Source organism: Sphingobium sp. MP9-4 (genome assembly GCF_005281675.1).
GTDB classification, from domain to species: Bacteria; Pseudomonadota; Alphaproteobacteria; order Sphingomonadales; family Sphingomonadaceae; genus Sphingobium; species Sphingobium yanoikuyae.
In genome coordinates this window covers 71445-95838 of the sequence record NZ_LUFI01000026.1, presented here as the reverse complement: position 1 = coordinate 95838, position 24394 = coordinate 71445, and the positions used below count along the sequence as shown (strand labels likewise).

Below are 24394 nucleotides of genomic sequence, written 5' to 3'. Positions count from 1 at the left end.
GAGTTGGGTTGGAACAAGACATAGCCCCTCCCTTCCAGGGAGGGGTTGGGGTGGGTGGCGAGCGTAGCGAGCTTCTGCCCTATCGACCGTAGACCGCCGCTACGCGGCGCACCCGCCCCCAGCCCCTCCCTGGAAGGGAGGGGAGTAGGAAACGTCCGCAAGTGGTCGCTAGCTTCCATCCCCATCCCGTCATGCCGGGCTTGACCCGGCATCCCGCTTTTCTTGCTTTGCGAGTGCGACCCAACCAAGGGCGCGCACCCTCTGTCCTATTCGGCCCGTTCATGATCTACTCCGGCCATGAAAAACCGTCCCCCTCACGCAAACATGTCCAGAATTGTCGCGCCGCTGTCGCGTCCCTGTCGCCTGACTGTCGCGTCGGTGGTGCGGGACAGTGACCCTGATCGTGACGCAATAGTCGCGCCACAGGCGCGTCGGTGTCGCGTCGCGGGCGCGTGACAGGTGCAAAAGGCCCGAAATGGCCCGACGACACTGTGAACTTCGGGCCGAAATATACTGTCGCGTCATCCGCCTGACCGACCAACCCTAGGGCAACAAATTCGCGCTGTCCTACACCGCACCCCTCAGCCACTATGCGGATGGCTCTTTGACCTGTCGGATATGCCCGCGCGCCGCAGAGGCCGATCCTACCGCTTGCGCGTCAATTCCCGCATCGCCTCATCCAGCCCCTCCAAGGTCAGCGGATACATGCGCTCGCTCATCAGGTCACGGATGATGCGGGTGGACTGGCTGTAGCCCCAATGCTCCGCCGGCGCGGGGTTCAGCCACACGGTCGCGGGATAGGTATGGGTGACGCGCTGCAGCCAGACGGCACCCGCTTCCTCGTTCATATGCTCCACCGACCCGCCCGGATGGCTGATCTCATAGGGGCTCATCGCCGCGTCGCCGACGAAGATCACCTTATAGTCATGGCCATATTTGTGCAGCACGTCCCAGGTCGGGGTGCGCTCGGCAAAGCGGCGGCGATTATCCTTCCACACGCCTTCATAGAGGCAGTTATGGAAGTAGAAGAATTCCATATTCTTGAATTCGCTGGTCGCGGCGGAAAACAGCTCCTCGCACAGCTTGATATGCGGGTCCATCGATCCGCCCACGTCCAGGAACAGCAGCAGCTTGACCGCATTGTGCCGCTCGGGCCGCATCCGGATGTCGAGCCAGCCCTGCCGGGCGGTGCCGCGGATCGTCGCGTCCAGGTCCAGTTCGTCGGCCGCCCCCTCCCGCGCAAACCGGCGCAGCCGGCGCAGCGCCACCTTGATGTTGCGGGTCCCGATCTCGCGATTGCTGTCCAGATTGGCGAATTCGCGCTTTTCCCACACCTTGATGGCGCGCTTGTGTCGGCTTGTCCCCCCGATCCGCACGCCTTCGGGATTATAGCCGCCATGGCCAAAAGGGGATGTGCCGCCGGTGCCGATCCACTTGCTGCCGCCCTGATGGCGCTCCTTCTGCTCCTCCAGCCGCTCCTTCAGCGTCTTCATGATCTCGTCCCAGTCGCCCAGCGACTTGATCTTCTCCATCTCCTCGGGACTGAGGAACTTCTCCGCGACCAGGCGCAGCCATTCCTCGGGTATCTCCGCCTCAACCCCGTCCTGGCCCAGCAGCCCCTTGAACACGCGGGCAAAGACCTGGTCGAACCGGTCGATCAGCCCCTCATCCTTCACATAGGTGGCGCGGGCGAGATAATAGAAATCCTCCGGCCGTCGCTCGATCACGTCGCGGTCCAGCGCCTCCAGGAGCAGCAGATGCTCCTTGATGCTAGCGGGGATGCCGGCGGCGCGCAGCGCGTCGAGGAAATTGAGCATCATGGTGCCGATCTTGTCGGCCAGCGCGGCGGGCGATGCAAGCGTCGGGCGGATCGCATTGGCGAAATATTAAGTGTTGCGCCGCACGGTAAACAGTTCAGTATTCATTGTGACAGTTAAGTTGCGGGGGCGGCTTGGAAAACGGAGAATTGTTGGCTGACCTGGGGGAACGGTCGGGCGACATAGCATTGCAATGCAGCGAAACCGCTGGATTTCTGGGCGAAGTGAACCGCCGGATCCAGGGCGATTCGGCGCGCCTGTCGGACTTGCAGGCGAACATGCAGACGCTGACCGCCAGCCAGAATGAGAGCGTGGCGGCGGCCCAGGAACTGAGCCTCACCGCCGGGCGCGCCGGGCGCATCATTGCCGAGGGGCATGATGTCATCACCCTGTCGCTGGGCGAGGTGGCGGGGCTGGTCGAACATGTCACCGGCCTTGAAGGCCATCTGCGCCAGTTCCTGCAGGTGATCGAGGCGGTGGGCGGCATTTCCGATCAGCTTGGCACGATCGCCCGCCAGACCCGCCTGCTGGGCGTCAACGCGGCGATCGAGGCGGCGCGCGGCGGCGAGGCGACGATGGGCTTTGCCGTGGTGGCGGAGGAAATCCGCCGGCTGGCCGAACAGGCGGCCCAATCCTCGGCCTCGGTCGGCAGCAAGCTTGGCCAGCTCGACCGCGATGCCCGGCATCTGATCGGCGGGGTGGAGGCGAATATCCAGCGCGGCCGCGACGTCGGCACCCATATCGACCAACTGCGCTTGTCGATGGCGGAAATCGCCTCGCTCGTGACCCAGTTCGGCGAGCGATCCAGCGCGATCGTCGCCTGCACCGACGAGGCGGACGCTCATGTCGCGGCGCTGGACCAGGGGCTGGCGCTGTTCGGCCGCTCCTCGACCGAGAGTGCGGGACGTGTCGACATGGCCCGCGACAAGATCGAGACGCTGGAGAGCCTGGCCAACGACATGCTCAACACGGCGGCGCAGAGCCGGCTGCGCACCCGCAACAGCCATTATATCGCGCTGGCCGAGGATGGCGCGGCCGAGGTTACGGCGCTGATCGAGGATGCACTGGCCCGCGGCGAATTGTCGCAACAGGCGCTGTTCGATCGCAGCCATCGACCGATCGCGGGGTCCGAACCGACCCAATATCAGACCGGTTTCACCGCCTATGCCGATCTGCGGGTGCGGCCGTTGCTCGACCGCCATACCGCGAAGGACGCGACCATCATCGGCTGCTGCCTGATCGACATGGACGGCTATCTGCCCACCCATATCAGCGCGCGCAGCCAGCCGCAGCGCATCGGCGATCCGCGTTGGAACATGGAACATGCCCGCAACCGGCAAATCTTCATGGACGCCCAGACCCGCCGCGCGCTCGACGGCGACGATGATTTCTACCTCTTCACCTATCGCCAGAATCTGGGAGAGGGGCGCTACCGGGCACTGCGCAGCGTGTTCGTGCCGCTGCGCTTCGCCGGCCGCCGCTGGGGCCTGTATGAGGTCGGCTATCTGATCTGATCCACCCGCCTTATGCCGTGGATCAGCGAGACCAGCACGAAGGAGATGATCATCAGCAGATACCAGGCGCCCAGTTTCATCAGGCTGACCATCTCCCAGCCATGGCGCTGGCTGGGGTAGGTCCAGGCATTGGAGAAGGTGCCGATATTCTCCGCCAGCCAGATGAATAGCGCGACCAGGAAGAAGCCGAGCAGCAGCGGCATCCGCCGTGCTTCCCGCCAGGGCGTGAACCAGATCCAGGTTCGCCCAAACAGCAGGATGGCGGCGGCGAACAGGGCGATCCGCACATCGGGCAGCCAGTGATGGGCGAAGAAATTGACATAGATGGCGCTCGCCAGCAGCACCGTCGCCCAGACCGGCGGATAGCGGCTGAACCCGAAGTCGAAGATGCGCCAGACCCGCGCGATATAGCTGCCGACGGCGGCATACATGAAGCCGGAAAAGAGCGGAACGGCGCCGATATGGAGCAGGCTGGCCTCCGGATAGACCCAGCTTCCCGCATGGGTCTTGAACAATTCCATGATCGTGCCGATCAGGTGGAAGGCGCAGATCACCAGTGCCTCGCGCGGACTTTCCAGCCGCAGGGCCAGCATCGCGATCTGGATCGCGACTGCGGCCAGGGTCAGGAAATCATAGCGATGCAGCGGCGCGCCGGCGGGATAGAAAAGATGGGTCGCGAGCAGCAGCGCCAGCATCAGTCCGCCGAACAGGCAGGCCCAGCCCTGTTTGAAGCCGAACAGCAGGAACTCATAGGCCCAGGCGCGCGGCCCCGCCGCGACGCGGACCGATTCCAGATGGGCGCGTATCCGCGCAAAGCGGGTCGCGCCCGTGGGGTCGTTCATGTCCCGATGTCTAGCGCGCCATGGCCCGGACGCCAATCATTCCGGCCCCGACGAAAGGGCTTTGCAGCGCGCGCATGATCGTTAAGCTGACGGAACGACAAAAAATGAGGAGAGGCTGCCGATGGCGGGACGGCGATGGACGCGGGGTGTGGCTTTGGCGCTGCTCGGCGCGTCGGGCGCGGCGCTGGGGACCGATACGCCCCAGCAGGCCCAGGACGAGATCGTCGTGATCGCCGCCCGGATGAAGATCATCAACATCGAATATGCGCTTCGTGGCCCCTGGCTCAAGGCCTGCAATCTCGACGGGACGACCGGCACGCCGGCCGCCGACCGGGCGATCTGCATGTTGCTGCAGCAATGCCTGCTCGACGGGAAGACAAGGCGCGAAGAGGCCAAGCAATGTGTCAATGCCCGGATCGATGATCTCGCCAATCATCGGGGTACCCTGCCTGCACTGGTAAGCGAGGCCGCACTTGAAACCGCCCCTGCCGGGCAGGATGCACAAGCGGACGAAGCCGAAAAATCCGACGCGATCATCGTCACCGGCGCGCGCCATGCCATCAATCCTGGCCTGTGGCGCTTTACCGAGATCGGGACCTATGTAAGCAGCATATCCGGACATCATCCTCCCGGCACCCGCCAGTGGGAGGCGTGCATCCCCGATCGCCGCGATGATCTGGCGATCCGCTATGCCGTGGAGGGGCCACCTCTGCCGGCTGGGGCCGGTGGCCCGCATGGATGCCGCCAATGGCGGGTCACTGTGTCAGGGCGAAAATTCGAGGGGCGACTATATTGCGGCCGTGCGCATGGCGGCTTTTCCTATGGCAGGATGAACGGAACGGTCACGGGCGATGCGCTGGAGGCATCTGCCGAACACAAGACTGTTGGCGGACGGGGGCCGCGCGGCAAGGGCCCCGAGAAGCCGCGCTTCTTCGGCAGCCTGAAGACCGAATTGTCGGGGGAACGCGTCGGCGTGTGCCCCGGCCGCTGATCGGAAGCGAAAGGGCGCTCCGGATAATGTCCGGAGCGCCCAGGATTTTCTAAAACCGCCTCAGTTGGGCTTGCGCGCGCCCTGGCTGATCGTAACCTCGCCATTGGCGGCATAAAGTGCCGTGGCTTCGGCCTGGGCGGTCTGGGGATCCTTGCCGTCCAGGATCGCGGCGATCTGGCGGCCGCTCGGCACCTTGTCATAGACGCCGTAAAGGTCGGTCTGGCCGACCATATGGATCGACAGTTGATAGCCAAGGTCGCGGGTGGCGGGATCGAAGGCGAGGACAGTGCCGCTATCGTCGACCGGCACGATGATCGCGCCATCGCTGCGCCCCGTCTGCTGCAGCATGTCATAGCTGCCCTGTGCGGTCTGGACGGTGCCGCGAATGCACAGATTATCCTTGCCCTCGCGCGGGATGCGGACCTCCTGCGGCACGGGCTGGCCGGCGGTGCCGCTGGGCACGGCCTTGGTCAGGCGGGCGTCGCTGCCATCGCCGGTCGGGCAGGCACCGAAGCTGGCCGGGCTGGTCGCGTGAAGGCTTGTCGCATCGTCGAATTTCAGGCCGGCCAGCATGCCGTCCAACCCGGCCAGCACTTCGGCGCGGCGTTCGGTCGGCCCGGTGACGCGCAGCTTCACCATCCAGCGCCCGGCATGGGCGAAGGCGGCCGCCGTCGTCAGCGCGCCATCGGCGGCATCGTCATAGACGGCGCGGATCGCCGTGCCCGCGCGGCCGCCGGCGGCGACGCTGTCATAAGCGGTGCGATGGGTCTTGCCGCCGAACCGCTCCATAACCGCCTTGTCGGTCATGTAAGCGGCGAGTGAAGCGTCGGCATAGGTGGGCAGATAGACATAGAGGGTCGCCTGGATGGCGCCATCCTGCGAAATATATTGGGCGTAATTGTCGATGCCCTTGCCGCCGTTCGATACTTCGCCGCTCTTGGTCAACGACAGGCTGGCGACCGTCTGCGGCAGGCTGATGCCGGCGGCGGTGGCACGTATGGCAGTATCACTGGGCGTCCATGCCTCGATATCGTCCGCAGCCTGCGCCAGCGAGGGCAGAGCCAGGCAGAGGGCCATCGAACATAGGAACAACGCACGTCGGGGCATTGGCATCCTCTCTCTCGATCCAGACCGTCTTGGCGCGGCCTTGAATGACAGAGGATCAGAAAATCACGGATTCCGCAGGGGCGCAAGCCGCCTTCACGCCGGCGGGGCCATTTGCCCCGGAAATCGCGACAATTGCGGGCCGTGACAGGTCCATTGCGGCGCAGCATCGGTGGGGATGACGCCTTCGGCCACGACCAGGCCGGGTTCGCCCAATGTCAGGAGCGCGATTCGGCCAGGCTGGCCGGCGGCCTCAGCGCCCCTGGCGCCGCGCCATGAAGGCCAGGCGCTCGAACATCATGATGTCCTGCTCATTCTTGAGCAGCGCGCCGTGCAGCGGCGGGATCGCCTTGGTCGGGTCGGCATTCTGCAGCACGTCGAGCGGCATATCCTCGTTCAGCAGCAGCTTCAGCCAGTCGAGCAATTCACTGGTGCTGGGCTTCTTCTTGAGACCGGGCACCTCGCGAATGTCGTAAAAAATGTCCATTGCCCGGCTGACCAGCATCTTCTGGATGCCGGGGAAATGGACATCGACGATCGCCTGCATCGTCTCGCGATCCGGGAACTTGATATAGTGGAAGAAACAGCGACGCAGGAAGGCGTCGGGCAATTCCTTCTCGTTGTTCGAGGTGATGATGACGACCGGCCGTTCCTTGGCCGCGACCGTCTCGCCGGTCTCATAGACATGGAAGGCCATGCGATCGAGTTCCTGCAACAGGTCGTTGGGAAATTCGATATCGGCCTTGTCGATCTCGTCGATCAGCAGGACGGGCAGGGTGGGGGAGGTGAAGGCCTCCCATAGCTTGCCCTTGCGGATATAGTTGGCGATGTCGTGGACCCGCTCGTCACCCAGCTGGCCGTCACGCAGGCGGGCAACCGCATCATATTCATACAGGCCCTGATGCGCCTTGGTCGTCGACTTGACGTTCCATTCGATGAGGGGGGCGTTAATGGCCTTGGCGATTTCCTGGGCCAGCACGGTCTTGCCGGTGCCCGGTTCGCCCTTCACCAGCAGCGGCCGGCGCAGCAGCACCGCGGCATTGACCGCGACCTTCAGATCGTCGGTGGCGACATAATCCTGGGTGCCCTCAAAGCGCATGGCTCTCTTCCGCTCCATCATTGCTGGAGGACCGGACTAGGCAAAGCGGGATTGGGGCGCAACGCGTTTGTGCGTTGCGGCAAGCGGTGGGGCGATGGATCAGTCCTGCTGTTGCCGGCGGATGGCGGCGCGCGCCTCCAGCACATCCCACAGACCGCGATGCTGGGCCAGCAGCTGGCGCATGCCGAACTGGATCGCGCGATCAACGGCCGGATCGCCACCAATGGCGCGCGCCACGTCCAGCGTTGCCCGATGATCGGGCAAAGAGCAGGGAACCGGTTCGATGCCCGCACGAAGCGCGGCAATGTCCAGCAGCTTGCGCACGGCGCGCCAGTCCAGCACCAGCGCGATCGCTGCGCCCATGGCGCAACCGCGCCGGTCGGACTGGGCCAGCATGTCGAGCGCATGGCGCTGCTGACTGACGATGGTTTCGCAACTGCTCTGGCCCGCCGTGCTGGGGGCGGGGCCAGCAGCCACGGTGACCTGGGTCAGATAGGCGCGCTCCCGCGCAAAGGCGTCGGCGGCCTCGATCAGCCAGCGGCGCGCGGCATTGTCGACCGAGCGGGTGGCGGCATGGTCGATCACGCCGGGATGGCGACCATGGAGCAGGCAGAGATAATAAGCGGCATCGGCAAGGTCGGGCAGGCCAAGGCCATCGCGCGAGCGGGCATCCTGGCTCGCCTGGGCCAGATAGCTGTGGCTATAGCTGCCATCGGCCCGAACCAACATGTCCAGGATTTGCGCAATATCGTCGCCCCGGCGCAGCGCCGTCACTTCGCTCATAGAAATTTCCCTGTGGCAACGGCGTAAGGGGCGCCGCTGGGTATAATTTAGGGCATGGTGCGTAAACGCCGGGTTAAACTTGTCGCTTCGGCTGGTCGCAAATGTGGCACCAATGGTCTAGGCCGTTATGGTTAACAAATGATGCTATCGTCTTGAAAAACAAAAGGCCCGGCTGGAATGTCCGGCCGGGCCCTTGTTTGAAGCGATAATCTGACCGGATTTACTGGTCCAGGAAGCTGCGCATCTTGCGGCTGCGGCTGGGGTGCTTCAGCTTGCGCAGCGCCTTCGCCTCGATCTGGCGGATACGCTCGCGGGTCACGCTGAACTGCTGGCCCACTTCCTCCAGCGTATGGTCGGTGTTCATGCCGATGCCGAAGCGCATGCGCAGTACGCGTTCCTCGCGCGGGGTCAGGCTGGCAAGGACGCGGGTAACCGTTTCCTTGAGGTTCGCCTGGATCGCGGCATCCACCGGGATGATCGCATTCTTGTCCTCGATGAAGTCGCCCAGATGGCTGTCTTCCTCGTCGCCGATCGGCGTTTCGAGCGAGATCGGCTCCTTGGCGATCTTCATCACCTTGCGCACCTTTTCGAGCGGCATCGACAGGCGCTCGGCCATTTCCTCCGGCGTGGGCTCACGGCCCTGCTCGTGCAGGAACTGGCGGCTGGTACGGACCAGCTTGTTGATCGTTTCGATCATGTGGACCGGGATACGGATGGTCCGCGCCTGATCCGCGATCGAACGGGTGATCGCCTGACGGATCCACCAGGTCGCATAGGTGCTGAACTTGTAGCCGCGGCGATATTCGAACTTATCGACTGCCTTCATCAGGCCGATATTGCCTTCCTGGATAAGGTCCAGGAACTGCAGACCGCGGTTCGTGTACTTCTTCGCGATGGAGATGACGAGGCGCAGGTTCGCCTCGACCATTTCCTTCTTGGCGATGCGCGCCTCACGCTCGCCCTTCTGCACCATGTTCACGATGCGGCGGAATTCGCTGAGCGACATGCCGGTCGCCTGGGCGATCTCGCTCACTTCGTTGCGGATGCGCTCGACCGCGCGGCCTTCGGCAGCGGCAAAGGCGGCCCATTTCTTGTCGAGGCCCTGCACCTTTTCCAGCCAGGCATCGTCCAGTTCATGGCCCATATAGCGCTCGAGGAAGTCCTTGCGGCTGACCTTGTGGCGCTCGGCCAGACGCAGCATCTGACCACCCAGCGCGGTCAGGCGCCGGTTATAGGCATAGAGCTGGTCGACCAGATATTCGATCTTCTGCTGGTGGAACTGGACGCTCTCGACCTCGGCGGTCAGCTGCTCGCGCAGCTCATGATAGCTGTCCTCGGCCTTCTGGCTCAGGCTCTCGCCGTTCGCCATGGCGACCATGCGCGATTCCTGGGCCTTGGAGAAGGCGCGGAAGATTTCGGTGATGGTCGCAAACTTCTCTAGCGCCATCGGCTTCAAAGTCTCTTCCATCTGGGCGAGGGACAGGGTGTTGTCCTCTTCCTCGTCCTCCTCGCGACGGGCGCGGGGCGCACCATCCTCGTCCTCGTCGCCGTCGGCGGATTCCTCCTCCGGCTCTTCCTCTTCCTTGAAGCTGGGGCCAGCGGTCTTCTCGCTGATCTCGCCATCATCATCCTCGGCGCCTTCCTCCATATTTTCAGGAGCAGGATCCTTGGACAGCATGGCGTCGAGATCGAGGATCTCGCGCAGCTGCATCTCGCCATTGTTGAGCGCGGTCGACCATTCGATGATCGCGTTGAAGGTGGTCGGGCTTTCGCACAGACCCAGGATCATCGTGTCGCGGCCGGCCTCGATGCGCTTGGCGATGGCGATTTCGCCCTCGCGGCTGAGCAGTTCGACGGCGCCCATTTCGCGCAGATACATGCGCACGGGATCGTCGGTGCGATCGACCGTTTCCTTCTTTTTCTCGGTGACGAGCTTGGGGCCGTCATCGTCGCTCGAATCATCGTCGGCGTCGTCGGCTTCCTCGCGCTCGCGCTGCTCGTCGCCGTCTTCGCTCGCCTCTTCATTCTCGACGATGTTGACGCCCATCTCGTTGAGCGCCGACATGATGTCCTCGATCTGCTCGGAGGACATCTGGTCCTGCGGCAGGGCATCGTTCAGTTCGTCATAGGTGATGTAGCCGCGCTTCTTCGCGCGGGCGATCAGCTTCTTGACGGACGCTTCGTTGAGGTCGAGCAGGGGGGCATCGCCATCCTCGCCATCGCCCATCCCGCCATTCTTGCTGTTCGCCTTGGTCGCCATCTATTCGCCTTAACTCCGTCGTCCCGACAGGAACGAGCCTCAATCAAACAATGTCTTCGGACTGCGCCAGTTCCGCCAGGCGGCTGTCGTGATCGGCTTTCAGCGCGCGGACGCGCTGCTGTTCAGCGAAATTCTCTTCGCTGAAGTCGCTCTCGAACCGTCTAGTAGCCTCCGCCAGCGCCGTTTCCAGCTCCGGTCCTTGCGCCATCACCCGGATGGCCTCGTCCAGGTCGCGTTGCACGCGACTGGGGTCGGTTGTCATCCTATGTGGGGTGAATGTGAACGTATCGGCCCGGAGCATCCCCTTAGCCATATTATACAAGTCACCTTGCCCCAATATGGTAAGGAGGGCCTGCGTTTCAACTGTTTCTTTGCGGAAGGATGCGGCGATCATCGCATCCAGCAATCGCGCCAGCGCGGGATCACCGATTCGCAGGCCTGACAGCGTCTCGCGGTGCAGGACAATCTGCTCCGGATCGCGCAGCAGGCTGGCCAATATCGCCCGCAGCAGCCGATGTTCCATGCCGCTCGCGCCGATCTCCCGCGCCTCGTTGCCGGCGGGCGGGACGGGGGGCTTCCAATTGCCCTTCTTGTCGCGCTGCCAGCCGGCGCGGCTGCCACCGCCACCGGAGCCGCGCGGGGCACGCTGGCCGCCGCCAAACCGATCCGGCCGGGCAAAGAAGAGTGCGTCATAGCGCTCCCGGAATGCCTGGGCATAGAGCGCGCGGACATCGGGATGCTGGATCGAGTCGCTATGGGCGGCCAGCCGCTGCTTGAGCGCCGCCTTCTGCTCGGGCGTGTCGAGCGGGCCGACCTTCTGCTCATGCTCCCACAGGCGATCGACCAATGGCTGGGCGCCCGCCAACACGGCGTCCATCGCGCGCGGCCCCTCGGTGCGGAGCAGGTCGTCGGGGTCTTGCCCGGCGGGCAGAGTGGCGAAGGCCAGGCTATGGCCGGGGCGCAGCAGGGGGAGGGCGCGGGTCGCCGCGCGGATCGCTGCCTTCTGCCCGGCCGCATCGCCGTCGAAGCACAATATCGGCACCTCGACCATCTTCCACAGCCGCTCGATCTGATGCTCGGTCAGCGCCGTGCCGAGCGGCGCGACCGCATCACCGAAACCGGCCTGGGCGAGCGCGATCACGTCCATATAGCCCTCGACCACGATCACCCGGCCGCTCTGCCGGCTGGCGGGGGAGGCGCGGTCGATATTGTAGAGGGTGCGCCCCTTGTCGAAGAGCGGGGTGTCGGGCGAGTTCAGATATTTGGGTTCGCCTTGGCCGATGATCCGACCGCCAAAGGCGATCACCCGTCCGCGAATATCGCGGATCGGCAGCATCAGGCGACCGCGGAACCGGTCATATGTTTCACGTTCGCCGTCAGGGTCGATGAGCAAGCCGGCCTCGACCAGCATCGGCTCGCCAAATTCCTTGAGCGCGCCTTTCAGCTTCCCGCGCGAATCCGGCGAATAGCCAAAGCCAAACGTGCGCCGGGTCGCGTCGCTGATGCCGCGCTTGGCGAGATAGGCGCGGGCGTCGCCGCCGTCGATGCTGCCAAGCTGGTCCTCGAAGAAGCTCTGCGCGGCGCCCATCGCGTCATGCAGTCCCTTGGCCTGCTCGGCGCGCTTGGCCGCGCGCGGATCGGCGGCGGGCACTTCCATGCCGGCGGTTGCCGCCAGTTCCTTCACGGCCTCCATGAAGGGCAGGCCGCGCTGGTCGGTCATCCAGCGGATCGCATCGCCATGCGCGCCGCAGCCGAAGCAGTGATAAAAGCCCTTCTCGTCGTTGATCGTGAAGCTGGGCGTCTTCTCGTTATGGAAGGGGCAGCAGGCCTTATACTCGCGGCCCGCCTTCTGCACCTTCACGGTCTTGCCGATCAACGTCGAAAGCGACGTCCGCGCGCGCAGCTCGTCCAGCCATTGGGGCGTGAGGGTCATCTAATTAAAGCCCCTCCCTTCCAAGGGAGGGGTTGGGGTGGGTGATCTTCTGCCTTTCCGGCATGGCGCGGGCACGATCCAGAATGACGCTCAGCACGCCTTCCAGATTATCCCGAATGTCGATGTTGGAGAAGCGCAAAACCAGATAGCCCTGATGTGCAAGGTCAAAGTCTCTATCTCGATCCTTGATAGCATCATGGCTATCATCATCGACTTCTATGATGAGGCCGAGGAGGGGGCAGAGAAAGTCGCAGATATAGGGTTCGATCACGGCTTGTCGGCGGAATTTGAAGCCGTCCAGCTGGGAACCGCGTAGGGCGCCCCAAAGGCGGCGTTCATATTCCGTGGGCTCGCACCGCATCTTGCGCGCAAATTGACCGAGTCTCGCATTGATGCGCAGCGCCATCACCCACCCCAACCCCTCCCTTGGAAGGGAGGGGCTATTATGTCAGTATCGCATGCGCGTGTCAGCCCGGTGCTAACTCAGCTCAGCGCCGCCTTCACCAGCCCGCTCGCCTTGCTCATGTCGATCACCGCGCCATGGCGTTCCTTGAGCACGGCCATCACCTTGCCCATGTCCTTGACGCTTTCCGCGCCGATCTCGGCCTTGATGCCCTCGATCGCGGCGCGGGTCTCGTCCTCGCTCAGCTGCGCAGGCAGGAAGGTTTCGATCACGTCCAGCTCGGCCTGTTCCTTGGCCGCCAGTTCGTCGCGGCCACCGCTCTTGAACATGTCGATCGATTCGCGGCGCTGCTTCACCATCTTCTGCAGCACCTCGACCACGACCGTGTCGTCGTCGGGCACATTGCTGGCGGTGCGCAGTTCGATGTCGCGATCCTTGAGCTTGGCCAGGATCAGGCGCACGGCGGCCAGGCGATCCTTGTCGCCGGCCTTCATGGACTCCACTTGGGCGCTCTTGATGGTGTCGCGAATCATGGGCGAATTAATCCTGTTTCTCGGGAAAGGAGTAGATATAATGCGAAAAGAGATTTTTAACAGACGTTGACCTTCACGCGTTGCGGGAATAGGTGACCGGCCGTTTAACCCGCACCAGACGGGTTCCCGCAAAAGCATAAAGGACCGCAGACCATGGCTGACGCCAAGACCCTCATTGTGCCCAAAGGAGCGACAGGGGTATTGGTTTTTGCCGATGGCTCCGCCGTCTTCGGTCGCGGCTTCGGCGCGGTCGGTGACGCGGTCGGCGAACTCTGCTTCAATACCTCGATCACCGGCTATCAGGAGATCATGACCGATCCCTCCTATGCCGGGCAGATCATCACCTTCACCTTCCCGCATATCGGCAATGTCGGCACCAATCTCGACGACGTCGAAGCCGACAGCCCCTATGCGCTCGGCTGCATCGTGCGCCAGGACGTCACCGCGCCCAGCAATTTCCGCAATGTCGAACCGTTCGACCAGTGGATGAAGGACAACGGCCGCATCGGCCTCGCCGGTGTCGATACCCGCGCACTGACTCGCATGATCCGTGAGAAGGGCGCGCCCAACGTCGTCATCGCCCATGATCCGGATGGCAATTTCGACATCGCCGCGCTCGCTGCCAAGGCGGCCGCCTGGCCCGGCCTTGAAGGCATGGACCTCGCCATCGAAGTCACGGGCAAGGAAAGCCGCCTGTGGAAGGATGGCATCTGGACCATCGGCCATGGCTATGGCCTCAATGAAGCGGGCGAGGAACGCCCCCATGTCGTCGCCATCGATTATGGCGCGAAGAACAACATCTTCCGCAATCTGGTGAAGGCCGGCGCGCGCGTCACCGTGCTGCCCGCCACCGCGACCTTCGATCAGGTCAAGGCGCTCAATCCCGACGGCGTGTTCCTGTCGAACGGTCCGGGCGATCCGGCCGCGACCGGCGAATATGCCGTGCCGGTGATCCAGCAGGTACTGGCCGCCGACATCCCCGTCTTCGGCATCTGCCTGGGCCACCAGCTGCTTGGCCTCGCCGTCGGCGCGAAGACGATCAAGATGCATCAGGGTCATCGCGGCGCCAACCATCCGGTCAAGCGCCTGTCGGACGGCCTGGTCGAGATCACCAGCATGAACCATGGCTTCGCCGTCGATGTCGACACGCTGCCGGCCAATGCGCGCTCGACCCATGTCTCGCTGTTCGACGGCAGCAATTGCGGCATCGAACTGACCGACAAGAATGCCTTTTCGGTCCAGTATCACCCCGAAGCCTCGCCCGGCCCGCAGGACAGCTTCTACCTGTTCAAGAAGTTCGTCGATGGCCTCAAGGGCGCGGTCGCGGCGTGAGCCAGAACCTGCCCCCGGTTGACGAAGCGCGCCTTGCCGCAGAGTGGGAGGCGGACCGTGAGGTTCTCGCCAACCTGAAGCGCAATGGCGACGTCGCGCGTCTCGCGCGGCCCGTGGACGTCAGCTTCCGGGGCAGCGAGAAGGATTTCGAGCGTGTCCTCACCATCGCCAGCCAGTTCGGCTTCGTCGAACTGGACCGGGAGGAGGATGAGGAAGGCGACCTGTTCCTGTTCCTGGAATGCGTGCAGCCGGTCGACGAAGCCTCGATCCGCGCGCTGACCAAGAAATGCCTCCAGATCGAAATCCTCTGCGGCGTCGAATATGACGGTTGGGGCTGCGAGGCGCAGGCGGGGGGCGTGCATTGATGGCAAACCGCGATCAGATCGAACTGGCGAAGGAAACCTTGAACGTCTTCGCTGATCGAGGCGAAGATTTCGGCGATGCCCGTCATGTCCTTCATTTTATGGACGGCGGAAACTTCGAAGCGTTAGGCGCTTCGCTCCGTGAACTAGGTTACGCGGTAAAGCCGACAGTCAATGCAGATGGTATTATCGCCGAGCGACATGAAGCCATCGGCGAAGAATGGCGAACTACGACTCTGGCAGCGCTGTGCGACCTCTGTGACAGCTACGGCGTTGAATATGATGGCTGGGAGGCTGCAATGATGCGTCAACCTCCAGCGCCCGAACCATCGAAGCCAATCGGCTTTTTCCCCAAGATTTTTGGTAAGAAGAAATAAGATGCCCAAACGCACCGACATCTCCTCCATCCTCATCATCGGCGCTGGTCCGATCATCATCGGCCAGGCGTGCGAGTTCGATTATTCGGGCACGCAGGCGGTCAAGGCGCTGAAGGAAGAGGGCTATCGCATCATCCTGGTGAATTCCAACCCGGCCACCATCATGACCGACCCGGAATTTGCCGACGCGACCTATGTCGAGCCGATCACGCCCGAAATCGTGGCGAAGATCATCGAAAAGGAGCGGCCCGATGCGGTGCTGCCGACGATGGGCGGCCAGACCGCGCTCAACACGGCGCTGGCGCTGTTCAACGACGGCACGCTGGAGAAATACGGCGTCCAGATGATCGGCGCCGACGCCGAGGCGATCGACAAGGCGGAGGATCGGATCAAGTTCCGCGACGCCATGGACAAGATCGGCCTGGAATCGGCCCGCTCGCGCATCGCCCACACCATGGAAGAGGCGATGGAAGCGCTGGAGTTCACCGGCCTTCCCTCGATCATCCGTCCCAGCTTCACCATGGGCGGCACCGGCGGCGGCATCGCCTATAATCGCGACGAGTTCATGAACATCGTCCGCGGCGGCCTGGATGCTTCGCCGACCACCGAAGTCCTGATCGAGGAATCGCTCCTCGGCTGGAAGGAATATGAGATGGAAGTCGTGCGCGATCGCAACGACAATTCCATCATCATCTGCTCGATCGAGAATGTCGATCCGATGGGTGTCCACACCGGCGACTCCATCACCGTCGCGCCGGCGCTGACGCTGACCGACAAGGAGTATCAGATCATGCGCAACGCCAGCCTGGCGGTGCTGCGCGAGATCGGCGTCGAAACCGGCGGGTCCAACGTCCAGTTCGCGGTCAATCCCAAGGATGGCCGTCTGGTCGTCATCGAGATGAACCCGCGCGTGTCGCGCTCCTCGGCGCTGGCGTCGAAGGCGACCGGCTTCCCGATCGCCAAGGTCGCGGCGAAGCTGGCCGTCGGCTACACGCTCGACGAGATCGAGAATGACATTACCGGTGCGACCCCGGCCTCGTTCGAGCCGACCATCGACTATGTCGTGACCAAGATCCCGCGCTTCGCCTTTGAAAAGTTCAAGGGCGCCGAGCCGCTGCTGGGCACCGCCATGAAGTCGGTTGGCGAAGTCATGGCGATCGGCCGCAACATCCATGAATCGATGCAGAAGGCGCTGCGTGGTCTGGAAACCGGCCTGTCGGGCTTCAACCAGGTCGATCATCTGGTCGGCGCGCCCAAGGACGACATCATCGCCGCCCTGGCACAGCCGACGCCCGATCGTTTGCTGGTCGCTGCGCAAGCCCTTCGTGAAGGTCTGACCGTCGCGGAAATCCACAATATCGCCAAGTTCGATCCCTGGTTCCTGGAGCGCCTCAAGGAAATCGTCGAGGCGGAGAATGAGGTGCTGGAACACGGCCTGCCGCGCGATGCGGACGGCATGCGCCGCCTCAAGGCCATGGGCTTTTCCGACAAGCGTCTCGCCTGGCTGGCGCTCAAGTCCGCCAATCTGCGCGGCAATGAGCGCGGCGTCGCCCGCGGCAGCGGCCTGATCCACGATGCCGTCGTTGCCATGACCGGCGGCGTGACCGAGGATGAAGTGCGTAGTCTGCGCCACAAGCTGGGCGTGCGTCCGGTGTTCAAGCGCATCGACACCTGCGCCGCCGAGTTCGAGGCGAAGACGCCCTACATGTATTCGACCTATGAAGCCCCGATATTCGGCGAGCCGGAGAATGAGGCGCAGCCCAGCGACCGCAAGAAGGTCGTCATCCTGGGCGGTGGTCCCAACCGCATCGGCCAGGGCATCGAGTTCGACTATTGCTGCGTCCATGCCTGCTTTGCGCTGAGCGAAGCCGGCTATGAGACGATCATGGTCAACTGCAACCCGGAAACCGTGTCGACCGACTATGACACGTCCGACCGCCTCTATTTCGAGCCGCTGACGGCCGAAGACGTGCTGGAAATCTTGGCAGTAGAAATGTCGAAGGGGACGCTGGCGGGCGTGTTGGTGCAGTTTGGCGGCCAGACGCCGCTCAAGCTCGCACAGGCGCTGGAGGATGCCGGCATCCCGATCCTGGGCACCAGTCCGGACGCGATCGACCTGGCCGAGGATCGCGAGCGTTTCGCCGCGCTGATCGACAAGCTGAAGCTGCGCCAGCCGGCCAACGGCATTGCCCGCAGCCGCGAGGAGGCGATCGCGGTCGCCAATCGTATCGGCTATCCGGTGCTGATGCGTCCGTCCTACGTCCTTGGCGGTCGCGCCATGGAAATTGTCGACGGCCAGGCCCAGCTCGAAGAATATATCACTACCGCCGTGCAGGTGTCGGGCGACTCCCCGGTGCTGATCGACCAGTATCTGCGTGATGCGGTCGAGGTGGACGTGGACGCGCTGTGTGACGGCGACGATGTGGTCGTCGCCGGCGTGCTGCAGCATATCGAGGAAGCCGGCGTTCACTCCGGTGACTCCGCCTGCTCGCTGCCGCCCTACAGCCTGTCGGACGAGGTGATTGCCGAGATCGAGCGTCAGACCGAAGTGCTGGCCCGTGCCCTGTTGGTCCGTGGCCTGATGAACATCCAGTTCGCGGTCAAGGACGGCATCGTCTATCTGATCGAGGTCAATCCGCGCGCCAGCCGGACCGTGCCCTTCGTCGCCAAGGCGATCGGCACCCCGATCGCCAAGATCGCCTCGCGCGTCATGGCCGGTGAGAAGATCAAGGATCTGCCCAAGATCGATCGCAACGCGATCGACCATGTCGCGGTCAAGGAAGCCGTCTTCCCGTTCAACCGCTTCCCCGGCGTCGACCCCGTGCTCTCGCCGGAAATGAAGAGCACCGGCGAAGTCATGGGCATCGACAGCAATTTCGCCACCGCCTTTGCCAAGGCGCAGCTGGGTGCGGGTACCGTGCTGCCGACCAGCGGCACCGTCTTCGTCTCGGTCAAGGACAGCGACAAGCCGGTGATCCTGCCGGCGGTGCAGAAGCTGGCGGGCATGGGCTTCACCATCATCGCCACCGGCGGCACCGCCACCTATCTGGAAGGGCAGGGGATCGCCGTCGAGCATGTGAACAAGGTGGCCGAAGGCCGCCCGCACATCGTCGACCGGATCACCGATGGCGACGTGCAACTGATCTTCAACACCACCGAAGGCTGGCAGTCCCTAAAGGACAGCAAGGCGATCCGCACCAGTGCTCTACGCGCAAAGATTGCAAGTTTCACCACCGCGACCGCCAGCGTCGCTGCGGCGGACGCAATCGAGGCTTTGCGGGACCGCGCCCTTGAAGTGCGCTCGCTCCAGTCCTATTATCCTGGGTCGCACGCCTGATCCCCTTCACCAGGAAGCATGCTGCGGGTGGCGCCACGTTCGGCGCCGCCAAAGGGAAGTTTTGACGAAGGATTTGCAATAATGGCGACCGTCGAGAAGATGCCGATGCTGCAGGTGGGCTATGACAAGCTCAATGCGCAGCTCCGCGAGCTGAAGGCCGAGCGCCCTCTGATCGTGGACGCCATCGAGGAAGCTCGTGCCCACGGCGACCTGTCGGAAAATGCCGAATATCACGCCGCCAAGGAACGGCAGGGGCAGGTCGAGGCAACGATTTCCGACCTGGAAGACAAGCTGTCGCGCGCCCAGATCATCGATCCGACCACCCTGTCGGGTAACAAGATCGTGTTCGGCGCGACCGTGACCCTGCTGGACGAGGACGACAAGCCGGTCAAATATCAGATCGTGGGCCAGGCCGAGGCGGATGCCAAGGCGGGCATGATCAGCTATAACAGCCCGCTGGGCCGTGCGCTGATCGGCCGCGAGGTCGGTGACGAGGTGGAAGTGTCGGTCCCGTCGGGCGACAAATTCTACCTGGTCGACAAGATCGCGTTCATCTGATCCCGTGAAACTGCCTGCCGGACGCACGACCAACGCGATCGCGCTGGTCACGTTCGTTCTGTTCCTGTTGCTGCTGGCAACCGGGCAGATCGACAATGCGGCCTTGCTGGGCGGGTTCATGCCCGCCCGCATTGGTAACCCCGGCTTGCTGGACGGCATGGCGGCGGTGCCGTGGTGGCTGACGCCGCTCAGTTGCACCTTCGTCCATGCCGGCTGGCTGCATGTCGGCTTCAACCTGCTGATGCTGCTTTTCTGCGGGCGGCAGGTCGAACATGTGCTGGGCCGCACCGGCACGCTGATCCTCTATGTCGCCGGCGCCTATGCCGCCTGCTTCGCCCAATGGGCGATCACGCCGGAATCGATCAATCCGATGGTCGGGGCGAGTGGCGCGATTTCCGCGATCATCGCCACCTATGCGCTGCTTTACAGCCAGCAACAGGTGCGGCGGATCGGGCCGTTGTCGGCCAATTTCGTGCGGGTGCTGTGGCTGGCGGCCGCCTGGATCGCGATCCAGTTGATGATCGGCGTGGCGACGGCGGGGGGATTGGGCGATCTGGGTCAGATCGCGATTGCCGCGCATATTGGCGGCTTCCTGGCAGGGCTAGCCCTGACCCGGCCCTTGCTGCGCTGGCGGTTCCGCAAACGGCCCCAGGCTATCAATTGATCGTTCGATAATATGTGTTCGGGCGAAACCGGGGCATGATCCGGTCTCGCCCGAAACGGGTCATCAGGCTGCCGGCAGCTCAGGCTCCAGCAGGCGGTGCAGATGGACGATCACATAGCGCATTTCGGCGTCATCGACGGTGCGCTGCGCCGCGCCGCGCCAGGCCTTTTCGGCCGAGGCATAGTCAGGGAAGACGCCAACCAGGTCGACCTTGCTGAGGTCCTGGAATTCCAGCGTCTGCGGGTTGGTTACGCGGCCGCCCATCACCAGATGCATCTTGCTCATGGCGTTATATGTTCTCCTTTGACTGATCGCGGTGCCTTAGCATCGTCCCTGCGATCCGCCAAGGAAAGCGGCCTTTGTGTCGATTGCGTTTGCGGCAATCGCGATTAGCTTTTCGGCAATCGCGCCTTGATCGCGTCGCCCAGCGCCTCGACGCGGGTGGAAACGAGCGCGACCAGTTCGTCCGCCAGCTTCGATGCCTTGCCGCCAAGATCGGCCGATGCCGCGGCGTCACGGGCCGCTGCAGCGGTGTCGCTTGCGCTTTCCTTGGCGCTCGACAGCGCATGGCTGGCCGTTTCGCGGGCCTTGCTCAGCACTTCGCCGGCATTGTCCCGCGCACTCGCCAGTGCTTCGCCAGCATTATGGCGCAGCGACTCGCTATTCTCGCTCGCGGCGGTGCGGGCAGTGGCGGCCGCCTCCAGCACGCGGGCGCCGGCGGTGGCGGCCAGACCCGGCAACGCCTTCATCACCTTACGGCTCTTGGGGAACATCCAGGCGATGACCGCGCCTGCCGCCACCGCGCCGGCCACAGCCGCAACCGGATGCTCCTGAATGATCTCGTTGGCGCGGGCAGCGACACGCTGGCCCCGGTCGCGCGCGTCGCCATAGGCTTCACTCGCCTTGTCCTTGCCGGTCTGGATCAGTTCGCCGGCGCTTTCGCGCGCCTTGCCGGTGCTGTCCTTGATCATGTCGGTTGCGCTGCCGGCGGCGTCATTGGCCGCTTCGCGGACGCGGGTCAGTTGGGCGCGGATGTCAGCCATCATCAATCTCCGAAATTTCCGTGTTACGGTTCCTCAGTCGAACGAACAGGCGTCCGAAAAGTGCCGTGAGGGGGCGGCGGAAGAGAAACAGGACGATGCCGGTTGCCGCCGCGCCGGTTGCAACCGGCCGCTGGCGCACCTTGGCACCGACATAGGCGACGCCGTCGAGCGCAGTCGCCGTGATCTTCGCCTCGAAATCGGCCTTCAGCCGATCGGGTGCGATCCGCGCCTGGGCATCGGCAAGGCTCAGGACCGCCTTGCTGCGCAGATGCACCGCGCGTTCGGTCGCTTCGCGATAGGCCTGTTCCCGGCTCATGACTTGATCGTCTTCAACATATGGCTGATCTGTCCCTTGGCCAGCAGCAGCAGCAGGACGGCGATCAGTACAGCGCCGCCGAACACCGCCAGCGTTGCCCAGAGCGGCCCGATCGTCGCTGACAGCGCAATCACCAATCCGATCAACAGGGTCACGATCGCTGCGAACAGCAGCATCAACGCCACGATCCCCAGGATAGCGGCATTGCGGATGCCGGCGCCAGCAATGCCGGCGCGCAGCTTCTGGCGCTCGACCTCCGCCTGCGCATAGGCGCGGCCATCGGTGTAGAGGCGGGCGAATGTCGCGCGGACAGACTCCTCATTCCCCTCGGTCTGCGGCGTTGCCACCGTATCCGCTGGTTCCTGCGTCAATTGCCCCTCCGCCCCGTGAACCGGGGCCTGCGGTTAGCCGTCACGATAATCCTGTCTTGCGTTCGTCAGGCGTCGCTGTCGGACGATCCTTTGGCAAGGCGCATCAGCACAAAGCCGACCACGGCGGCCGCGCCGATGGCAACGGCCGGGCTCTTGCGCACGAAATCACGCGCCTCGGTCATCAACTGGTCCACGTCCTTGCTATCCAGCGTATCTGCAGCACTGGCCACCGATTCCGCTGCCTGGCGGGCATAATCGCCATATTGCGGGCCGAGCTTCGCATCGACCGTGCCGGCGGTGTCTGCAATCAGCTTCGACAGGCTCTGCATGGCCGAACCGGTCTTGTCCTTGGCACTGCTCGCCGCAGACTTTGCGGTCTTGCCGGCCTGCTCCTTGATCGGGTCGATATGCGCCTTCCAATCGACCGAATTGATCTTGTCGGTCGCGGCCTTGGCGGCCTTTTCGGCTTGCGCCTTGATCGGGGCGATCTGCGCGGACCAGCCATGGGCGGCCCCGTTTCCGGGCTTTGCGGGCGCCTTGCGGGTGGCGGCCTTCTTCACCGGCGCGGCCTTGACGGCCGGGGTGGAGGCCTTGGTCGACGCCGGCTTCGCCTTGGCGGCAACCGCCTTCTTCACGCGCTTGACGGGCGGGGTTTCCGGGGTGTCGGCCATTGTCCAAAGTCTCCCTAAAGCTCAACCTCATGGTCCCGCGCGGGGCGGGCTGTCATGATCCTAATGCTTGGCGGCGGCCTACAGTTCCGGCGCCGTTACTATTTTGAGCATCGGCATTTTTTGTCCGATGGCAAGTCCCCCGGATTGCCAAGTTTGGGGCTGCTGGCTAAGCGGGGCCGCGAAAAGGCCGCCCGGCGCGTGTCCGGGCCCAGATCAGGGAGCGATCATGACCGCCATTCTCGATATCCACGCCCGCCAGATTCTCGACAGCCGCGGCAATCCGACCGTCGAAGTCGACGTGATGCTGGAAGATGGCAGCTTCGGCCGCGCCGCCGTGCCGTCGGGCGCGTCGACCGGTGCCTATGAGGCGGTCGAAAAGCGCGACGGCGACAAGAGCAAATATCTGGGCAAGGGCGTGCTTCAGGCCGTCGCCGCCGTCAATGACGAGATTGCCGAGCAACTCATTGGCCTCGATGCCGAGGACCAGGGCGAAGTCGATGCTGCGATGATCGCGCTCGACGGTACCGAGAACAAGTCGCGTCTGGGCGCCAACGCGATCCTGGGCGTGTCGCTTGCCACTGCCAAGGCAGCTGCCGACGCGCGCGGCCTGCCGCTCTATCGCTATGTCGGCGGCGTGTCCTCGCATGTTCTGCCGGTGCCGATGATGAACATCATCAACGGCGGCGAGCATGCCGACAACCCGATCGACTTTCAGGAATTCATGATCATGCCGGTCGGTGCGGAGAGCATCGCCGACGCCGTGCGCATCGGTTCGGAAATCTTCCACACGCTCAAGAAGGGGCTGCACGACAAGGGTCTGGCCACTTCGGTCGGTGACGAGGGCGGCTTTGCCCCCAACATCGCCTCGACCCGCGATGCGCTCGACTTCATCATGCTGTCGGTCGAAAAGGCCGGCTACAAGCCCGGTGACGATGTCGTGCTGGCGCTGGACTGTGCCGCGACCGAATTCTTCAAGAACGGCAAGTACGAGATTTCGGGCGAAGGCCTGTCGCTCTCGCCGGTCGAAATGGCCGATTATCTCGCCGCGCTGGCCGCCGACTATCCGATCAAGTCGATCGAAGACGGCATGAGCGAGGATGATTTCGAGGGCTGGAAGGCGCTGACCGACAAGATCGGTGACAAGGTCCAGTTGGTCGGCGACGATCTGTTCGTCACCAACCCGGCCCGCCTGTCGATGGGCATCGGCAAGGGGCTGGCCAACTCGCTGCTGGTGAAGGTCAACCAGATCGGCACGCTGTCGGAAACGCTCGCCGCCGTCGATATGGCGCATCGTGCCCGCTACACGGCGGTCATGTCGCACCGTTCGGGCGAGACCGAGGATTCGACCATCGCCGACCTTGCCGTCGCCACCAATTGCGGTCAGATCAAGACCGGCTCGCTCGCCCGTTCGGACCGGCTTGCCAAGTATAATCAGCTGATCCGCATCGAAGAGGAACTGGGCGACATGGCGGTCTATGCCGGTCGTTCGATCTTCCGCTGATCCACGGCTAATTTCAGGTTAGGGATTCGGCTGGTCGCATCGGGCATATTTTTGCTTGCGACCGGCCGAATCCTGTGATTCAAGCAGTTCATGGCGCATATCGCGAAGCTCCGCATGCTATTGATGTCGGCCCTCGGGCCGGCAATCGCGGTGCTGTTGCTGCTGTTCTTCGCCGGCTATGTGGTGCTCGGCTCCAATGGCGTGCTCGCCTGGGGCGATTATTCGCGCCAACTGCGCGATGCGAAGGCTGAGCTCAAGATCGTCCAGCTGCATCGGCAGGAGTTGCGCAACCGGGTGGACCTGCTCAATCCGCGCCGCGTCGATCCCGATCTGTCTGACGAACTGATCCGTCGCCAGCTCGGCGTGATTCACCATGATGAAGTGATCGTTCCGCTGAACTGATCCGCGCGTCGATAGGGTGCGCTTTCCATTTATTTGGTAAAATCCTGTCGCGGCAACATTTTGTTGCCGGTCGTTCGCGACCCGTTTTCGACAGCGTTGTCATGGATTGTCGTTTTTGCACTCGGGACATTCATTATGCCGGGATTCCGTGGGGTCCGCCGTTGCAATCTATGCAACTCTG

At 63.6% G+C, this 24394-nt stretch carries 24 protein-coding genes; 10 read left to right on the top strand and 14 right to left on the bottom strand.

From position 1 onward, the window contains the following. Nucleotides 1-644: 644 nt before the first annotated feature. On the bottom strand, nucleotides 645-1820 hold the full coding sequence (locus A0U87_RS07720) for a VWA domain-containing protein (RefSeq protein ID WP_048937329.1): 1176 nt from the start codon (nucleotides 1818-1820) through the stop codon (nucleotides 645-647). Nucleotides 1821-1966: 146 nt separating this feature from the next. On the opposite strand from A0U87_RS07720, the gene A0U87_RS07715 reads away from it, so the two are divergent. Beyond that, entirely contained in the window at nucleotides 1967-3331 is a 1365-nt protein-coding gene (locus A0U87_RS07715; protein ID WP_170978374.1) for a methyl-accepting chemotaxis protein, read from the top strand. Here A0U87_RS07715 and A0U87_RS07710 read toward each other — a convergent pair. Further along, complete coding sequence (locus tag A0U87_RS07710; RefSeq protein WP_048937327.1) at nucleotides 3319-4173, bottom strand: DUF817 domain-containing protein; 855 nt, start codon at nucleotides 4171-4173, stop codon at nucleotides 3319-3321. The two genes, A0U87_RS07715 and A0U87_RS07710, sit on opposite strands and share 13 nt — an antisense overlap. Nucleotides 4174-4294: 121 nt before the next feature. Between A0U87_RS07710 and A0U87_RS07705 the strand changes: the two genes are divergently transcribed. Then, nucleotides 4295-5164, top strand: coding sequence for a DUF3617 family protein (locus A0U87_RS07705; protein ID WP_048937326.1), 870 nt, complete (start codon nucleotides 4295-4297; stop codon nucleotides 5162-5164). 60 nt (nucleotides 5165-5224) lie between these two features. On the opposite strand, the gene A0U87_RS07700 is transcribed toward A0U87_RS07705, so the two are convergent. The 7 genes from A0U87_RS07700 to A0U87_RS07670 form a co-directional block, all read right to left on the bottom strand. Then, a complete protein-coding gene (locus A0U87_RS07700) occupies nucleotides 5225-6271 on the bottom strand; it encodes a hypothetical protein (protein ID WP_048937325.1) in 1047 nt (348 codons plus the stop codon). Between the two features lie 250 nt (nucleotides 6272-6521). Then, the gene (locus A0U87_RS07695) at nucleotides 6522-7367 is read right to left on the bottom strand and encodes a MoxR family ATPase (protein ID WP_010337204.1); all 846 of its coding nucleotides are present in this window, start codon (nucleotides 7365-7367) and stop codon (nucleotides 6522-6524) included. A 99-nt stretch (nucleotides 7368-7466) separates the two neighbouring features. Further along, nucleotides 7467-8150: a hypothetical protein gene (locus A0U87_RS07690; RefSeq protein ID WP_037507512.1), complete on the bottom strand. Its 684-nt coding sequence runs from the start codon at nucleotides 8148-8150 to the stop codon at nucleotides 7467-7469. A 220-nt stretch (nucleotides 8151-8370) separates the two neighbouring features. Continuing rightward, entirely contained in the window at nucleotides 8371-10410 is a 2040-nt protein-coding gene (gene rpoD, locus A0U87_RS07685; protein WP_004211766.1) for an RNA polymerase sigma factor RpoD, read from the bottom strand. Nucleotides 10411-10453: 43 nt separating this feature from the next. After that, nucleotides 10454-12343 carry a DNA primase gene (gene dnaG, locus A0U87_RS07680; RefSeq protein WP_137405403.1) on the bottom strand — a complete coding sequence of 630 codons (1890 nt, stop codon included), beginning with the start codon at nucleotides 12341-12343 and terminating at the stop codon, nucleotides 10454-10456. Nucleotides 12344-12347: 4 nt separating this feature from the next. Next, nucleotides 12348-12749 (bottom strand): endonuclease domain-containing protein, encoded by a 402-nt coding sequence (locus A0U87_RS07675; RefSeq protein WP_080993551.1) that lies wholly within the window; start codon nucleotides 12747-12749, stop codon nucleotides 12348-12350. A 77-nt stretch (nucleotides 12750-12826) separates the two neighbouring features. Next, a complete protein-coding gene (locus tag A0U87_RS07670; RefSeq protein ID WP_004211770.1) occupies nucleotides 12827-13279 on the bottom strand; it encodes a GatB/YqeY domain-containing protein in 453 nt (150 codons plus the stop codon). Between the two features lie 153 nt (nucleotides 13280-13432). Between A0U87_RS07670 and carA the strand changes: the two genes are divergently transcribed. The 6 genes from carA to A0U87_RS07640 all read left to right on the top strand — a co-directional run bounded on the left by carA (nucleotide 13433) and on the right by A0U87_RS07640 (nucleotide 19909). Further along, entirely contained in the window at nucleotides 13433-14611 is a 1179-nt protein-coding gene (gene carA / locus A0U87_RS07665) for a glutamine-hydrolyzing carbamoyl-phosphate synthase small subunit (RefSeq protein ID WP_048937322.1), read from the top strand. Beyond that, nucleotides 14608-14976 carry a ribonuclease E inhibitor RraB gene (locus A0U87_RS07660; protein ID WP_010337196.1) on the top strand — a complete coding sequence of 123 codons (369 nt, stop codon included), beginning with the start codon at nucleotides 14608-14610 and terminating at the stop codon, nucleotides 14974-14976. Before carA ends, A0U87_RS07660 begins: the two co-directional genes overlap by 4 nt. Beyond that, nucleotides 14976-15350 (top strand): hypothetical protein, encoded by a 375-nt coding sequence (locus A0U87_RS07655; RefSeq protein WP_048937321.1) that lies wholly within the window; start codon nucleotides 14976-14978, stop codon nucleotides 15348-15350. Before A0U87_RS07660 ends, A0U87_RS07655 begins: the two co-directional genes overlap by 1 nt. Before the next feature lies 1 nt (nucleotide 15351). Then, nucleotides 15352-18687: a carbamoyl-phosphate synthase large subunit gene (gene carB / locus A0U87_RS07650; RefSeq protein ID WP_048937320.1), complete on the top strand. Its 3336-nt coding sequence runs from the start codon at nucleotides 15352-15354 to the stop codon at nucleotides 18685-18687. 81 nt (nucleotides 18688-18768) lie between these two features. Further along, on the top strand, nucleotides 18769-19245 hold the full coding sequence (greA, locus tag A0U87_RS07645; RefSeq protein ID WP_004211784.1) for a transcription elongation factor GreA: 477 nt from the start codon (nucleotides 18769-18771) through the stop codon (nucleotides 19243-19245). A gap of 4 nt (nucleotides 19246-19249) precedes the next feature. Then, nucleotides 19250-19909 carry a rhomboid family intramembrane serine protease gene (locus A0U87_RS07640; RefSeq protein ID WP_048937319.1) on the top strand — a complete coding sequence of 220 codons (660 nt, stop codon included), beginning with the start codon at nucleotides 19250-19252 and terminating at the stop codon, nucleotides 19907-19909. A 63-nt stretch (nucleotides 19910-19972) separates the two neighbouring features. On the opposite strand, the gene A0U87_RS07635 is transcribed toward A0U87_RS07640, so the two are convergent. From A0U87_RS07635 to A0U87_RS07615, 5 genes are all read right to left on the bottom strand, one after another. Continuing rightward, the gene (locus A0U87_RS07635) at nucleotides 19973-20194 is read right to left on the bottom strand and encodes a DUF4170 domain-containing protein (protein ID WP_004211788.1); all 222 of its coding nucleotides are present in this window, start codon (nucleotides 20192-20194) and stop codon (nucleotides 19973-19975) included. A gap of 104 nt (nucleotides 20195-20298) precedes the next feature. Then, the gene (locus A0U87_RS07630; RefSeq protein WP_004211790.1) at nucleotides 20299-20952 is read right to left on the bottom strand and encodes a hypothetical protein; all 654 of its coding nucleotides are present in this window, start codon (nucleotides 20950-20952) and stop codon (nucleotides 20299-20301) included. After that, nucleotides 20945-21268, bottom strand: a complete 324-nt coding sequence (locus tag A0U87_RS07625) for a hypothetical protein (RefSeq protein WP_048937318.1) — start codon at nucleotides 21266-21268, stop codon at nucleotides 20945-20947. The genes A0U87_RS07630 and A0U87_RS07625 overlap by 8 nt, the downstream gene beginning before the upstream one ends. Next, nucleotides 21265-21639 carry a phage holin family protein gene (locus A0U87_RS07620; protein ID WP_048937317.1) on the bottom strand — a complete coding sequence of 125 codons (375 nt, stop codon included), beginning with the start codon at nucleotides 21637-21639 and terminating at the stop codon, nucleotides 21265-21267. The genes A0U87_RS07625 and A0U87_RS07620 overlap by 4 nt, the downstream gene beginning before the upstream one ends. 65 nt (nucleotides 21640-21704) lie before the next feature. After that, on the bottom strand, nucleotides 21705-22310 hold the full coding sequence (locus tag A0U87_RS07615) for a hypothetical protein (RefSeq protein WP_004211793.1): 606 nt from the start codon (nucleotides 22308-22310) through the stop codon (nucleotides 21705-21707). A gap of 226 nt (nucleotides 22311-22536) precedes the next feature. On the opposite strand from A0U87_RS07615, the gene eno reads away from it, so the two are divergent. Next, nucleotides 22537-23811, top strand: a complete 1275-nt coding sequence (gene eno / locus A0U87_RS07610; protein ID WP_037521021.1) for a phosphopyruvate hydratase — start codon at nucleotides 22537-22539, stop codon at nucleotides 23809-23811. A 90-nt stretch (nucleotides 23812-23901) separates the two neighbouring features. Continuing rightward, nucleotides 23902-24213 (top strand): septum formation initiator family protein, encoded by a 312-nt coding sequence (locus A0U87_RS07605; protein WP_004211795.1) that lies wholly within the window; start codon nucleotides 23902-23904, stop codon nucleotides 24211-24213. The last annotated feature ends 181 nt before the right edge of the window (nucleotides 24214-24394 follow it).

Coding starts and splice junctions, on each gene's coding strand:
- A0U87_RS07705 (WP_048937326.1), top strand. CDS start 4,295: ATGGCGGGACGGCGATGGACGCGGGGTGTGGCTTTGGCGCTGCTCGGC.
- A0U87_RS07630 (WP_004211790.1), bottom strand. CDS start 20,952: ATGGCTGACATCCGCGCCCAACTGACCCGCGTCCGCGAAGCGGCCAAT.
- A0U87_RS07695 (WP_010337204.1), bottom strand. CDS start 7,367: ATGCGCTTTGAGGGCACCCAGGATTATGTCGCCACCGACGATCTGAAG.
- A0U87_RS07720 (WP_048937329.1), bottom strand. CDS start 1,820: ATGATGCTCAATTTCCTCGACGCGCTGCGCGCCGCCGGCATCCCCGCT.
- carB (WP_048937320.1), top strand. CDS start 15,352: ATGCCCAAACGCACCGACATCTCCTCCATCCTCATCATCGGCGCTGGT.
- A0U87_RS07710 (WP_048937327.1), bottom strand. CDS start 4,173: ATGAACGACCCCACGGGCGCGACCCGCTTTGCGCGGATACGCGCCCAT.
- A0U87_RS07670 (WP_004211770.1), bottom strand. CDS start 13,279: ATGATTCGCGACACCATCAAGAGCGCCCAAGTGGAGTCCATGAAGGCC.
- greA (WP_004211784.1), top strand. CDS start 18,769: ATGGCGACCGTCGAGAAGATGCCGATGCTGCAGGTGGGCTATGACAAG.
- dnaG (WP_137405403.1), bottom strand. CDS start 12,343: ATGACCCTCACGCCCCAATGGCTGGACGAGCTGCGCGCGCGGACGTCG.
- A0U87_RS07635 (WP_004211788.1), bottom strand. CDS start 20,194: ATGAGCAAGATGCATCTGGTGATGGGCGGCCGCGTAACCAACCCGCAG.
- A0U87_RS07615 (WP_004211793.1), bottom strand. CDS start 22,310: ATGGCCGACACCCCGGAAACCCCGCCCGTCAAGCGCGTGAAGAAGGCG.
- A0U87_RS07700 (WP_048937325.1), bottom strand. CDS start 6,271: ATGCCCCGACGTGCGTTGTTCCTATGTTCGATGGCCCTCTGCCTGGCT.
- carA (WP_048937322.1), top strand. CDS start 13,433: ATGGCTGACGCCAAGACCCTCATTGTGCCCAAAGGAGCGACAGGGGTA.
- eno (WP_037521021.1), top strand. CDS start 22,537: ATGACCGCCATTCTCGATATCCACGCCCGCCAGATTCTCGACAGCCGC.
- A0U87_RS07605 (WP_004211795.1), top strand. CDS start 23,902: ATGGCGCATATCGCGAAGCTCCGCATGCTATTGATGTCGGCCCTCGGG.
- A0U87_RS07655 (WP_048937321.1), top strand. CDS start 14,976: ATGGCAAACCGCGATCAGATCGAACTGGCGAAGGAAACCTTGAACGTC.
- A0U87_RS07675 (WP_080993551.1), bottom strand. CDS start 12,749: ATGGCGCTGCGCATCAATGCGAGACTCGGTCAATTTGCGCGCAAGATG.
- A0U87_RS07625 (WP_048937318.1), bottom strand. CDS start 21,268: ATGAGCCGGGAACAGGCCTATCGCGAAGCGACCGAACGCGCGGTGCAT.
- A0U87_RS07690 (WP_037507512.1), bottom strand. CDS start 8,150: ATGAGCGAAGTGACGGCGCTGCGCCGGGGCGACGATATTGCGCAAATC.
- rpoD (WP_004211766.1), bottom strand. CDS start 10,410: ATGGCGACCAAGGCGAACAGCAAGAATGGCGGGATGGGCGATGGCGAG.